The 12841-nt window shown below is 62.8% G+C and carries 12 protein-coding genes and 1 pseudogene; 2 read left to right on the forward strand and 11 right to left on the reverse strand.

The features are described 5' to 3' along the window. Positions 1 to 228, forward strand: a 228-nt coding sequence (locus HKD31_RS15975; RefSeq protein WP_228120197.1) for a hypothetical protein, incomplete at its 5' end; no start/stop codon positions are given. Here the strand turns inward: HKD31_RS15975 and HKD31_RS16395 are convergent. The 11 genes and pseudogenes from HKD31_RS16395 to pspA form a co-directional block, all read right to left on the reverse strand. Beyond that, positions 192 to 290, reverse strand: a pseudogene (locus HKD31_RS16395) (IS5/IS1182 family transposase); the annotation flags it as partial. The gene HKD31_RS15975 and the pseudogene HKD31_RS16395 sit on opposite strands and share 37 nt — an antisense overlap. 35 nt (positions 291 to 325) lie before the next feature. Continuing rightward, positions 326 to 2212, reverse strand: a complete 1887-nt coding sequence (locus HKD31_RS00010; protein ID WP_194264059.1) for a glycosyltransferase — start codon at positions 2210 to 2212, stop codon at positions 326 to 328. Positions 2213 to 2232: 20 nt separating this feature from the next. After that, positions 2233 to 3837: a Hint domain-containing protein gene (locus HKD31_RS00015; RefSeq protein ID WP_194264058.1), complete on the reverse strand. Its 1605-nt coding sequence runs from the start codon at positions 3835 to 3837 to the stop codon at positions 2233 to 2235. A 205-nt stretch (positions 3838 to 4042) separates the two neighbouring features. Then, positions 4043 to 5446, reverse strand: a complete 1404-nt coding sequence (gene radA / locus HKD31_RS00020; RefSeq protein ID WP_194264057.1) for a DNA repair protein RadA — start codon at positions 5444 to 5446, stop codon at positions 4043 to 4045. 171 nt (positions 5447 to 5617) lie between these two features. Further along, the gene (locus tag HKD31_RS00025; RefSeq protein ID WP_062496449.1) at positions 5618 to 5824 is read right to left on the reverse strand and encodes a hypothetical protein; all 207 of its coding nucleotides are present in this window, start codon (positions 5822 to 5824) and stop codon (positions 5618 to 5620) included. Next, positions 5821 to 6624 carry an ABC transporter ATP-binding protein gene (locus tag HKD31_RS00030; protein ID WP_194264056.1) on the reverse strand — a complete coding sequence of 268 codons (804 nt, stop codon included), beginning with the start codon at positions 6622 to 6624 and terminating at the stop codon, positions 5821 to 5823. The genes HKD31_RS00025 and HKD31_RS00030 overlap by 4 nt, the downstream gene beginning before the upstream one ends. Next, positions 6621 to 7406 carry an MlaE family ABC transporter permease gene (locus HKD31_RS00035; RefSeq protein ID WP_011252502.1) on the reverse strand — a complete coding sequence of 262 codons (786 nt, stop codon included), beginning with the start codon at positions 7404 to 7406 and terminating at the stop codon, positions 6621 to 6623. Before HKD31_RS00035 ends, HKD31_RS00030 begins: the two co-directional genes overlap by 4 nt. Positions 7407 to 7477: 71 nt before the next feature. Continuing rightward, complete coding sequence (locus tag HKD31_RS00040; protein WP_194264055.1) at positions 7478 to 8848, reverse strand: GIN domain-containing protein; 1371 nt, start codon at positions 8846 to 8848, stop codon at positions 7478 to 7480. Between the two features lie 3 nt (positions 8849 to 8851). After that, entirely contained in the window at positions 8852 to 10192 is a 1341-nt protein-coding gene (locus HKD31_RS16220; RefSeq protein WP_194264054.1) for a head GIN domain-containing protein, read from the reverse strand. After that, positions 10189 to 10425 carry an envelope stress response membrane protein PspB gene (gene pspB, locus HKD31_RS00050; protein WP_062496457.1) on the reverse strand — a complete coding sequence of 79 codons (237 nt, stop codon included), beginning with the start codon at positions 10423 to 10425 and terminating at the stop codon, positions 10189 to 10191. Before pspB ends, HKD31_RS16220 begins: the two co-directional genes overlap by 4 nt. Before the next feature lie 27 nt (positions 10426 to 10452). Further along, positions 10453 to 11136 (reverse strand): phage shock protein PspA, encoded by a 684-nt coding sequence (gene pspA, locus HKD31_RS00055; RefSeq protein ID WP_062496459.1) that lies wholly within the window; start codon positions 11134 to 11136, stop codon positions 10453 to 10455. A gap of 99 nt (positions 11137 to 11235) precedes the next feature. On the opposite strand from pspA, the gene pspF reads away from it, so the two are divergent. Beyond that, on the forward strand, positions 11236 to 12303 hold the full coding sequence (gene pspF / locus HKD31_RS00060) for a phage shock protein operon transcriptional activator (protein ID WP_415542315.1): 1068 nt from the start codon (positions 11236 to 11238) through the stop codon (positions 12301 to 12303). Positions 12304 to 12841 lie beyond the last annotated feature (538 nt).

Below are 12841 nucleotides of genomic sequence, written 5' to 3' on the forward strand. Positions count from 1 at the left end.
ACACCAGTTCGTCGTACGGTAGCGGGTGGGCTTCGACTTGCTCATGACACCCAGCTACCAGACTGGTTTCACGCCGTGAATCCGCTTTCACGCCATTTGTGCAACAAAGCCCCGGAAACCCTCAATCAAAGCGCTAAAAAACTAAAATCATCAGACAAGCGCATCAACAAACAGTTCTTCGATCCCTCCACCTCAAAATCCACAGTCCGGGAAAATGCCTCGAGCTGATCACCAAGCCCGCTCAGCCGAGCAAGCCTCTCTTCAACATCAAAGAAACCAGACTGCTTCATCATCCATTCCGTCAATCAATGCAGGAGTAATGGAATCACACAGAGAGTCTCAAAACCAGAGGGTTTTTCGAACCCTCCACCTGTTTTTGGCCTGTCGCGGGGTCCAGAAAAGCGGCAATCCGTTCCGCGAAGTCGGAGGGCGTGTCTGCGATGGAGGCGTGCCATGCCGGGTCTGCCGGGTCCACCAGACCTTCGGCCGCAATCGGGGTCATGACGACGGGCAGGCCGACGGCCCAGGATTCAAGCACCTTGCCCTTGATCCCCGCACCAAAGCGGAGCGGCGCCACGCAGACGGACACGTCGGTCAAAGCGTCCTGAAGATCCGGTACGGCGCCCACGATCTCCACGTCCTCCGCCGCCAGAGTATGGATGGCATGGGGCATGGCGCTTCCGATCAGGCGGCAGAGCAGGCCCGGAATGACCTGGCGCAGACGCGGCATGATCGTCAGGACCAGCCATTTCGCTGCATCCAGATTGGGATCGTGGGCGAAATGCCCCACGAAGGCGATGACGGGAGCCTCTGGCGTGCGGCGCCGGCGGGAAGAGACCGGCACGGCCCAGGGCACGACATGGACATTGGCCGTGGGCACGGTCCGCGAGAGGCGCTGCGCCTCGATGGCAGAATGCGTCAGAACAAAATCCGCCAGCCAGGCGCACATGTTCTCCCGGACTTCCAGACGGCTGGCGAACCGTTCGAGTTCGGGCCGGGATTCGACAGCGGCCTGACGGTGCAGACGCAAGGAGGCCAGATCGGCCACGCTCCAGATCAGCGTGGCAGTCGGGGCGAAGGCGCGGGTCAGGGCGGAATAGCTCTCCGCATTGTTGAGGCGGTGCAGATAGACCACCTCAAGCCCGCTTCCGAGTTGCCGGAGTGCTTCTTCCGGACACGGAAAGACGGGCGGCATCAGACATTCGATGCCCTGCTGCTCCAGCCGCATGCGGTCGTCTTCGCCCGGAGAGAGACGCGAAGCCATGAAGCAGCACCGGTAACCGAGATTCCGGATGGTGTGGATATGGGACAGGACCGCAACCGAACCGGCATCCCGTTCGGGATCGGGAGCGCGGTCGTCAATGAAGAGGGCGACGGGGCGTGGTGCGGTCGTGGTCGCCGGATCGGCCCTGTCGGGTTCCGCTGGATGAAGGCGGCGCGCCTGCCGGGCCTGTTCCCGCTCGCGTTGCGCCGTCAGTTCCGCAGCGCAACGCGTCCTGAGCCGTTCGGCTTCACCCACGAGAAATGCCAGGGCTTCCGCCCGTTCGGGCGGGGCATCCAGTCCGCGCAGAATGCCGGAAAAATGGGTTTTCAGATCCACCGACAGGCTGGCTGTGCCTGGGATCGTGAAGGGGGTGCCGAAACGCTCTTCGCCATGCCGGAGTTCGATCACGTGATCCGTCAGTGGATCGATCGGGGAAGAAAAGGCATGATGGAAGCCATGCCGCCCCGTCCCGAAACCCGCGTCCCGCAGGTCGGCGCGGAAACGGTTGGCGGCGATCCGTCCGGCGGGTTGTCCGTCTACCCAGACCGTCAGCCAGACTGTGCGGTCCGGGCAGGCCTCATCCCGGACCCATCCTGCAACGTGATACCGGTCCGCCACGTCGAACGCGCCCACCAGCGAGGAGGGCAGGGGCAGGATGCGGACCGGAGATCCGGTCAGCGGGCGACCTTCCCGCGCATCGGTGAATTCGACCAGCGCGCCTTCATGCGGCAGCGGAACCGGCCACGCTTTCTGAAAGGCGTAGCTTCCGTGCCATTCCCCGCCGCGCAGATCGGCCCTGAAATGGTCAGCATCGACTTCGTCCACCAGTTCGCCGTCAACATGGACCTGAATACGGACCGGCATGTCCGGCCATGCCGGTTCGAGGGCCCATCCGGCAAACTGTTCGCGGTCACAGATATCGACATAGCCGACAAGGGAGACGGTCAAGGCGTAGCGTTTCCTAAGGTTCAGGCCGCTGCGCCGGTCAGGTCCCTGTCGTCACGGGCTGGAGCAGAAGAACAGAGACGACGGTGGATGGCTTCCAGTTCGGCGCCCCCTTCGAGACGGGGGGCACAGTACCGGGGCGCCCGGTCTGGCAGATCAGGGTAAAGGGTTCTGTACTCTTCGGCATTGTGGAACATGCCACGGGATCCGTCGTCGAGAAAACTTTCGGATGGCGCGCCTTCTGCCAGCAGAAGATCATGGCTTTCAAGTTCGACGTGAATGTAGCGGATCGTCTCCGGCCGTTCGATCTGGATAATCGATGTACCGTTCACGAGATGAAGAGCGGGGACCAGGAACCCGTCGATGAACATGGCATGCAGGGGGGAAATCATCAGGTCCCGCCGGGGCAGTCCTTCCGCCAGGGCGCCGGCCCGGATCAGGATCGGGAGGATGTCACGGTTGCCATAGGTGAAGAGGGGATCATAGGCGCGGCGCCCGATCCAGTGCACCGGGCGGACCTGGCCACTCGCGGTCAGGACGGAATCGCCGATTTCCAGATCCTCGACCGGCCGCTCGCCTTGCGGGGTCGCGATCAGGGTGCCCGGACAGTAACACGGCGTACCGAATCCCATTTCGAGGTAATTTCCGGCGGCAGCCTGGGTAAAATAGAGCGGAGAGGTAAAATCCCCCTGAACGGCGATATCCTTGACCATGGTCGTTCCGGAAAAGACTTCCAGTCTCCCGGTAACACCGTCCTCATCAGGGATGACAGTCGCACTGACTGTTCCCCCTGTGGCGCTGATATCGGTAAAAATAAGGGCTGCGGATGTCTGGACCGTAATGGGGCTTTCCAGGGATACGCCAGAATCGAGTTGCAGAATCCCGCCGCTGCTGACCGAGATATCGGACAGGATGGCGCCACTATGGGCGATCACCATGCCGCCATTGGATACCGTGGCATTCCGGACCGTGCCGTCAACCACAAGCAGGCCATCGGACTGGACGGACACATCCTCGCTCGTCCCTTCCACGTCCTGTTCTGCCCGGAAATGGAGTGTCTCGTAGTGCCAGGAATTGCTGTCATCCCCCAGGAAGAAAGTTGCGGATGAGCCCTGAATCACCGTGTCAGTAGCGGAGCCTCCTGCGGCAATCGTGGAAAGGGCGTCATTCCTGACCTGGACGCCGCTGACATATCCGCCGCTTTCGACGGTCTGATACGCTTCCAGTTCTTCGTCATAGTACCGGCCGACGCCCACATAGGCATTCACGGCAGCTCCCTGGACCGTCGTGTCAAAGGCGCTGCCTCCATTCTGGACGATCTGGCTGGCAGGAGCCTCCAGCGCCGTTATGCCGCCCTCCTGATAATACAGATCGGACAGGATCTGGGTGTGATCCGCGACGCCACCGGATTGCACGATCTGGGTTCCCGTCGTGGGGGGGACATACGAGTACGGGCCGTACTGAAAATTTTCATAACCGTGCACGACCGTATCGACTGCCGATCCGAGCACATATTGCGTCACGCCATTGATGGTCAGTCCCGAGACCGTGGCACCCGCGATAACGGTGATGGAGCCATCTGCTCCGGTTTCAGTTCCAGACGAGGCCTGGGAGGACGTCGAGGACATGGCGCGTGCATTCCTTGGCGGGAAAGGACAATACTCACGCCGCGTCAGGTGCGACCGGATGTCCGGATTTCAAGACTGTTGCTGTGGCAACCATAAACAGTCCGGTCCGGGAGGTGTTGCAAATAAATCGTTAAAGATGATCAGTACAAATGGACGGGAACCAAGCGTCGTTCCCTATTGTTTACTTTGGCTTTGCTCCGGCTATTCACGATTCCGTTTTTTCCGTGAACAGTCCGACCAGGTCCGTCAGATGTCCGATCTCACGAAGTTTCAGCCCTGCGGGCGGTTTGACCCGCGCCGAGGCGGCCGAAACGCGCCGGGGCAGGATCGCTTCGCCGAAGCCCAGCTTGGCCACTTCTTTCAGGCGCAGATCGGACTGACTGACCTGCCGGATCTCACCTGACAGCCCCACTTCGCCAAAATAGGCCGCGTTGGGCGATGTAGGCGTGCCCGTCGCTGCGGACACCAGCGCCGCTGCCACGGCCATGTCGGCCGCAGGCTCGTTTATGCGCAGGCCGCCTGCAATGTTGAGATAGACATCCATGTTTGCCAGCTTGAGGCCGCAGCGGGAGTCCAGAACGGCCAGCAGCATGTTCAGTCGCGACGTGTCCCAGCCCACGACAGCACGACGAGGCGCGCCATCTCCGGCTTTAGGGGACAGCAGGGCCTGGATTTCCAGCAGGACGGGACGCGTGCCTTCCAGCCCGGCGAACACGGCTGATCCCGCGATATTGCCGCGGCGTTCGGCAAGGAACAGCGCGGAGGGATTAGGCACTTCGGTCAGGCCGATATCGGTCATGGCAAAGACGCCGATTTCGTCCGTCGCGCCAAAGCGGTTTTTGGCCGCACGCAGGATGCGGAACTGGTGCCCGCGGTCGCCTTCGAAATACATGACGGCATCGACCATGTGTTCCAGAACGCGTGGCCCGGCGAGGGCGCCTTCCTTCGTGACATGTCCGATCAGGATCAGCGCGAAACCGAGCGTCTTGGCCAGACGGATCAGTTCGAACGCACTCGCCCGTACCTGCGAGACAGATCCCGGGGAGCTTTCCACGCTTTCCAGCCACATCGTCTGGATGGAATCGATGACCACGACCGTATGGGCCCGGTCCTGCTCAAGCGAGCCGACGATTTCACCCACATTGATGGAAGCCGCGAGATCCAGTGAGTCCAGCATTTTCGGGTCGCGGTCCAGGCCCAGCCGCTGGGCACGGATGCGAATTTGGTCCACCGATTCTTCGCCCGAGACATACAGGACGCGATGCCCCGACCGCGCCAGCGCACAGGTCGTCTGGAGCATGAGCGTGGATTTGCCGATACCCGGATCACCGCCGACCAGCACGACGGAGGCCGGAACCAGGCCTCCGCCTAGAACGCGGTCCAACTCGGCAATGCTTGTCGTGATGCGCGGGGGCGGCCGCGTTTCGCCATCCAGCCGGACGGTCTGAAGGCGTCCAGCGCTCAGTTTTCCGGCCTTGCGGGCCGTGGGTTCAACCGTTTCCTCGGCCAGCGTGTTCCACTCGCCGCAGGCTTCGCATCGGCCATTCCATTTCGGATAGGTGGCGCCACAGTTCTGGCAGACGTAACGGCTAGTCGGCTTTTTGGCCAAGACGGATCTCTTCGGTCTGAGGGGAACAAAGCCAGTATATAGGGAGTGCGCTGACACTGATCCAGACGGGGCTTTGCCCCGCACCCCACCAAAGGTCTCGACTTTTGGAAACCCTTGGAATCAGGGTGCAGGGATCAGGATCCCTGCCGGGTCCGGGCAGAGCCCGGGTGCTTACTTGTCGGTCCGCAGGATCAGGCGGGCCAGAAGGCGGGACACCATGATGATCAGCAGAAAGCCCAGAAGCTGGATCAGCATGTTCGGATGGGCCGGCGGGTAGCGGAACATGAGGAACAGCAGGGGCAGCGCGATCAGATAGCTCAGCCCGATGCGCTTCCAGATAATGGGATCGGTTTTGGGGAAGCGGGGCAGCAGGCTCATTTGCGCAGTTCCATGGTGATGGGGCCTTCGCGTCGGCCGTGGGTGAACTGATCGACCATGGCATTACCGGAGTTCATCAACTCAGAAGCCTCGCCCTGCCAGATCAGGCGCCCGTGATAAAGCATGGCCGCACGGTTTCCGATCCGCTGGGCCGAGGCCATGTCATGGGTGATGGCGATGGCCGTGGAGCCAAGCTTCTGCACGCAGTCCACGATCAGCCCGTCGATCACCGCACCCATGATCGGGTCGAGCCCGGTCGTGGGTTCGTCGAAGAACATGATGTTGGGGTTGCCCGCAATCGCTCGCGCCAGACCAACGCGCTTCTGCATGCCACCCGAGAGTTCGGACGGGCTGAGATCCCCGACGGACGGGTCCAGCCCGACCTGTTTAAGCAGGTCTCCGGCCATTTGCAGGGCCTGGGCGCGCGAGGGCGGCGGCCCGTTGCGATCGGAATGCTTGGCGCGGATGCCGAAGGCCACGTTCTCGCCGACGCTCATGCTGTCGAACAGGGCGGCGTTCTGGAACAGCATGCCGATCTGCCGTCGCAGGGCGTCCTGCCGGGAGCGGGGGGCCGTCAGGACATTCTCCCCGTCGATCTCGATCGTGCCAGCGTCGGGTTCGATCAGGCCGAGGATACAGCGCAGCAGGACGGATTTGCCGGAGCCGGACCCGCCGATGATGACCATGGACGTGCCGGTCTCGACATCAAGGTCCACGCCATCGAGCACGATCTTGGAGCCGAAGGCCTTATGTAGGCCGCGGATGCGGATCTTGGGAGTACTTACGGGAGGAGTGCTCATTGTGAGAAGAACAGGTCCGTCAGAAGATAGTCGAACAGCAGCAGCAGGATGGAGGCGCCAACGACGGCCGCCGTCGTGGCAGAGCCCACGCCTTCCGCGCCGCCCCGGCTGTTATAGCCGTTGTAGCAGCCCAGCAGCGCGATCAGGAATCCGAATACCGCCGCCTTTACGAGGCCCACGACGACATCCATCGTCTTGAGCGAGTCCAGTGTGGCCGTGATGTAGGTCGAGGGCGAGAAGCCGAGCTTGGCGACCGAAACCGTGAAGCCGCCCATCACGCCGAGAATGTCGGCCACCAGCACGAGGCAGGGCAGCGCGAGCGTTCCGGCCAGCAGGCGCGGCGTCACGAGATATTTCATCGGGTTGGTGGAGAGCGTGGTGAGCGCGTCGATCTGGTCGGTCACGCGCATGGTGCCGATCTGTGCGGACATGGCCGCGCCCACACGCCCGGCGACCATCAGCCCGGCCAGAACAGGCCCGAGTTCGCGGGTCACGGCGAGGACGACGATCCCGGCAATGGCGCTCTGAACGTGATACTGTCCGAAGCCCACATAGGACTGGAGCGCGATGACAGCGCCGGAAAACAGGGCCGTTAGTGCTACGACGGGCAGGGAAAAGAACCCCGTCTCGATCAGGCTGGAAAAGAAGATCCGCCAGTAGAAAGGCGGTCGCACCAGATGCGACAGAGCCTCCAGCGCGAACAGGGCGAGAGCACCTGCCTGCTTGATAAGGCCGAGAGCGGCACGGCCAAGGGCCGCTATGGGGTCAAGAACGGCATTCACTCTTCAGCCCCTACCCTGCCAGCATCCGGACGTCAAAGTTTCCGTCGTCGGTGCCCTTTGCCCAGGGTGATTCAGGCGCGGCGTCCGTCGGTCCGTTCAAGGTCCCGGAACTGCCGCTCCAGACTGAAATCGGGCGATGTGACGAACTGCTCCATCAGGCCGAGCCGGCGCTCCATCCGGACCAGCCGGTCCTGAAGCCGTGCCAGCGGATGACCTGGCGGGACGGAGCGGGAGAAATCCTCGGCCGGTTCCGGCGGCTGGCGACGGAAACCCGTCACGGCATCCCGCACCGCGGCCGTGGCGCTGGCAGCCGGAGTGTCCCGCCATGCGGCCCGGTGCCGGGACCAGCTTCGCACGCCTTCGGCATATCCTGCCGCAGCTTTGTTCAGCGTGCTCCTGAACGGCAGGACGCCCGTCCGGCGATAGCGCCGGAAGAGACGCACGGCCCAGACGATCAGGGCAATTTTCAGCAGAAGGCCGATCAGGCCGTGGCCACCGGAATGAGGGCTTCTGGCATGGACAGGGGGTTCTGAATCCTCATCCGAATTTCCGAGCTGGACATGGAAGCTGCCGAGGACTTTCCGCGCCGTATCAGACAGGATCGCGGACGGATCGGGTGTGGTTGAGGTCGTGATCCGCGCGCCCGAGCTTTCGGTAACGGAGATCGTGCCGGAGCCGAGCGGGCGCTTCTTCAGCATCTCGCTCACCCTCTGAAGCGTGATGTCGCCGCTGCCCAGGAGCGTCACATCCGCATCCCGTGTGCGCGTGTTCAGCACGATATCGGCCGAGCCATAATCCCGGACCGTCAGGACGTCCGTATCGCCCTGGCCAATCCGGATGTCGCCCGAGGACATGGCTGTCAGGCTCGCCCTGGCGGCGGCGATACTGTCGATATGCAGGTCACCGCTGGCAAGGTTCTGCACGGTCAGCCGACCCGTGACATGCCGGACCGAGACCGTTCCCGAACCTTCCATGTTCAGGGTCAGGCCAGCGGCCTGATCAACCTCCAGATCGCCCCGGCCTGTGACGGCCGTCACCTCACCGTTGACGCCGCTGATGCGATACGTCGTCAGGTTGTTCCGGGGAGACAGGATCTCGATACCGGTCTGCGCGGGGACCATGACGACGGCATTGTCCTGGCTTGAGCAGTCCCGTGCGGATGTCGTGAAGGTCAGCCGGTCACCGTGTTTTTTCAGGCGGCCGCTTCCCGAAACGATATGGGCGTCTTCTCCACCCACGACGGACAGGTGGTCCAGGCATGTTGCGGGAATCACGAGCGTGCCGGAAGCAGCCAGCGGGACTTCCAATAACGGCGGCATGGGGGGAGCAGGAGGCGCTGGCGGCATGACCACCGGCTCTGCGCAGGCTGAACCGGGAAGGGCCGCGATGCCGCATCCCAGAAGTGCGATCAGGGCAAGACGCACAGGCAGAAGCTGGCGCATGTCTTATTCTCCCTGTGAGCCGTTTCCGGCAGCCGGGGGCGTGACCGTTGCGGGGTTTGCCGGTGTTGGAGTGACTGGCGCTGGAGTGACCGGTGTCGGGGTTGCAGGCGCCGGGGTGACGGGAGCCGGCGTGCTTTCCGGCGCGGGCGTGCCAGTCGGCTTTGTGGGCGTTTTGCTGTCCTGTGGTGCAGGAGCCGCAGGCGACGTCTGAGGCGCGGTTGGCGATGCGGTCTGCGGTGCCGTGACTGGTGTGGATGCACTGGCGGATGTCGAAGGCGTTGCAGGCGCTGCCGTAGCGGGCGCGTTTGCGGCCGGAGGTGTTGTAACCGGTGCATTGTCCGGCTGCGCGGCTTTCGCGGAAGGCGTAACGCTGGGGGCCTGTGGTACGGCAGGGCTTTCAGGTACCGACGGCGCCGTCGGTGCGGGAACCGGTGCAGGCGTTGGAGCGACCGGTGCCGGGACGGCTGCTTCCGTTCCCGTTGCGGGAGCCTGAACCGGGGTGGACGGCAGGGGAGCAGGTGTTGCGGGGACAGGCAGCGCGGCGGGGGGCGGCGGTGTCGGGCGGTAGATCACGCCGTTCTGCGCGCCGACACGCACGGTGCCTTTGCCCGAGCGCACCATCGGCCCTGAAACTGCTTCGATATTGACCTCGCCCGTTCCGTTGGCTGCGACGGTCGCGACGGTTGCATGACCTAGGATGGTGGCACTGGCCTGATCGGCCGTCACCAGCGTCAGGGCATCAATACTGCTGCCCGAAAGCGTCATGGTCGCATTCTGCGTCAACTGCGCGGAAAGGGCCGCGAGCTGGGCGGTGTCAGCAGTCAGGGTCGAGGCTCCCGACGCCACGATCTGGGCCGCGCGTTCCAGGGACTTGATATGGACGCTGGACGCGCCCTGCATGTTCAGGTCCAGCGACTGCGTGTCCTCGATGTCCATGGTCGTGGAATCGAGGCTGGCGTCCAGCGAGGCGAGCTTTCCCGTGATGACGAAATGCGTGTCGTGGCTGTCATGAATGGTCAGGCCGGTGCTCGGGGAAATGCTGATCGTCAGCTTTCCGTTCGGAGCGCAGGCTTTCGTGGCGATGGAAATGCGGCTTTCCGCCTCTTCCTTGCCGGTGTGCATCGCGACCTGGGCCATGCTGCTCGAATCAAGGGTCGCCCCGTCCTTCATGGCGGGATCGACCACGACCCTGACCTGTCCGGTGCAGGGAACGGACAGATCCAGGTCTTCTCCGGACAGGGTCATCCGTGCGGCATGGGCCGCAGGCGCCAGCAGGGCCACGCCCGCCAGCAGGGCCAGAAGCGCCGGGCGGGGGCCGGAAAAGAAGACGGGGCGGCGTGTCATCGTGCGTTCCTTGCTCTCCAGCCCGGGATATCCTCATCAAGGATGCGTTCGAGCTGGTCGATCCTTTCTTCCAGACGCGTAGCATGGGCTTCGGCCTGTGTCAGTGCGGCCTGAAGCATGGGATCGGGCTGGCTGGCCGACTTATCTTTTGCGATGGATTTTATCGCGCCAACGACGAGGGCGACCATGGGCAGACCAAAGATAAGCAGAATGGCGAGTGTGTCGTTATTCATTCCGGAGTTCCAGTGGCGGATGAATGATCAGCCTGCATTTTTCTTTTCAGCAACACGGCGCTTGAGGGCCTCGAACTCGTTTTCCACGACAGCATCGGTTTCAAGGGCAGCGAGTTCCTCCTGAAGTGTCGGATGGCCGGTGCGGCGTCCCAGATCATAGGCCTCTGCCTTGCCTTCAAGCTCATCAAGAGCGCGTTCCACCTGATCGAAGCGGTTCAGTGTGTCGTCGATGCGGGTGTCGTAGAGCTTTTCGCGGGTTTTCAGGCGGCCCTGTGCGGTCCGAGCGCGGATGGACAGCGCCTTTTCGCGGGATTTGGCATCCGCGAGCTTGGCCTGAAGTTTGGAGATGTCGTCGTTCTGCTGGTCCAGCCCATCGGAAATCTGGGCGATCTGCTGCTCCAGCGCCTCGCGGGACTGTTCCACGCTATGGCGGGCGGCGAGGGCGGCCTTGGCGAGATCGTCACGGTCGCGCTCAATGGCGAGGCTGGCCTTCCGGTGCCACTCGTCTTCCTCATGCATCATGGTACGGACGCGGCGTTCAAGCTGCTTGCGCTCGGCAATCGTGCGGACGGCCTGACTGCGGACCTCGACCAGTGTGTCTTCCATTTCCTGGATGACCAGGCGGATCATTTTCTGCGGATCTTCGGCGGTGGCGAGAATCGCATTGAGATTGGAGTTCACGATATCGGCGAGGCGAGAGAAAATACCCATGATGCTTTCCTTCCTGTTGGAGAGACTTAGGACAGAATGCCTGCCCTTGTCAGCGATGCTGTTTTGAGGGTGTTATGAACTGAAGACCGGAACAGGGGCGTGAGAGACCAGAAAATGGCGAGAAGCACCGATATGGACGAGGTGCCGACCCCGATCGGGCGGGCTCCGGCATTTCTGGGAATGCTGGATCAGGTTTCCCGCCTTGCGCCGCTGCGCCGTCCGGTTCTCGTGATCGGCGAGCGCGGGACGGGCAAGGAACTGGTGGCCGCTCGTCTGGCCCTGCTGTCGGATCGCTGGGACCGTCCGCTGGTGAAGCTCAACTGCGCTGCGCTGCCCGAGGCGCTCCTGGACAGCGAACTGTTCGGCCATGAGGCGGGTGCGTTCACGGGCGCGCAGAAGCGTCGCCTGTCCCGTTTCGAGCGGGCGGATGGCGGCACGATGTTTCTCGATGAGATCGGAACCGCGTCCCAGGCTGTGCAGGAAAAGCTGCTGCGGGTGATCGAATATGGCAGTTTCGAGCGCGTGGGCGGCAGCGAGACCATTCGCGTGGATGTGCGGCTGATCGGGGCCACCAATGCCGATCTGCCGGCCATGGCGCGGGAGGGGTGCTTCCGGGCGGATCTGCTGGACCGGCTGGCCTTCGATGTCGTGAACATTCCGCCGCTGCGCGCCCGTCCCGAGGATATTCCCTTGCTGGCCGGGCATTTCGCGACCCGCATGAGCGCGGAGCTGGGGCGGAAGGTTTTTGCGGGCTTTACGGACCGGGCGCTGGAGCGCCTGCAGGCTTACGACTGGCCCGGCAATGTGCGCGAATTGCGCAACGTGGTCGAGCGCAGTGTCTATCGGATGGACCGTCCGGAAAAGGCCTTGGACGAGATCGTGCTGGACCCGTTCGTGACGCCGGACTGGCAGGATATGGGCGTGCCGGTTGCTGGTCCTGCGGTGAGTGTGGACACAGGCGAGGCGCTGACATTTCCGCGGGATTTCGGAGCGGATGTCCGGGCGCATGAACGCAGCCTTCTGGAAGCTGCCCTGCGTGAGGCGCAGTTCAGCCAGCGGCGTGCGGCCGAGCTGCTCGGCCTGACCTACTACCAGTTCCGCCATCATCTGCGGCTGCATGGTCTGGCGGACAAGGAGGCCCGCAAGGCGCTGGGTGCAAAAGGGTGAGAGCATGTCCATGAAATCCCATGATGCATGAACCGTGCCAGATGTCGTTCAGAGGGATTTTCATGCTGTCGAAGAGGCTTTTTTCAGCTCCAATAATGGTGCATATGGCCATTATATGGGTTGCGGTGCCATTTCTTCCGGAGTGCCAGGGCATGTCGGCATTGACAGGTCTTTAACCGGCTTTCCATAGCTTTCCGGGCGGATGTGCCCGTGATTGTCAGATTCGCCATATTATGTGGATGTGCATTGCTGGATGCTTACGCTGCGGCATCTTGCGGACTGATGATCCTGCGGGTGCGGAATGGTGTTCTGGATCTGGCCTGAGTGGGGTTTGAGGATACGCTGCCGGGGTTTGAAGTCAGGGTCTTTTTCCGGGTCGAGCCGGATGTTCGCCTGCGTGTGGAAAGCTGGGAGCGCATGTGGAGTGGCCCGGCAGGGGGAAGCAAAGCGGGCAGAAGAGCCTTGTGTCCCACAAGACGAATCCCTGCCCGGACAGCCCGAGCTGGCGGAAGCGTCTGCGGGGTCTGCTGGGAATGGT

It is taken from the genome of Gluconobacter potus (assembly GCF_015244705.1).
Lineage (GTDB): Bacteria > Pseudomonadota > Alphaproteobacteria > Acetobacterales > Acetobacteraceae > Gluconobacter > Gluconobacter potus.

Bases quoted from the DNA above. Each gene is read 5' to 3' on its own strand.
- HKD31_RS00030 (WP_194264056.1), bottom strand. From the start codon at position 6,624: ATGAGCACTCCTCCCGTAAGTACTCCCAAGATCCGCATCCGCGGCCTA.
- HKD31_RS00025 (WP_062496449.1), bottom strand. From the start codon at position 5,824: ATGAGCCTGCTGCCCCGCTTCCCCAAAACCGATCCCATTATCTGGAAG.
- pspB (WP_062496457.1), bottom strand. From the start codon at position 10,425: ATGAATAACGACACACTCGCCATTCTGCTTATCTTTGGTCTGCCCATG.
- HKD31_RS00040 (WP_194264055.1), bottom strand. From the start codon at position 8,848: ATGCGCCAGCTTCTGCCTGTGCGTCTTGCCCTGATCGCACTTCTGGGA.
- HKD31_RS16220 (WP_194264054.1), bottom strand. From the start codon at position 10,192: ATGACACGCCGCCCCGTCTTCTTTTCCGGCCCCCGCCCGGCGCTTCTG.
- HKD31_RS00015 (WP_194264058.1), bottom strand. From the start codon at position 3,837: ATGTCCTCGACGTCCTCCCAGGCCTCGTCTGGAACTGAAACCGGAGCA.
- pspA (WP_062496459.1), bottom strand. From the start codon at position 11,136: ATGGGTATTTTCTCTCGCCTCGCCGATATCGTGAACTCCAATCTCAAT.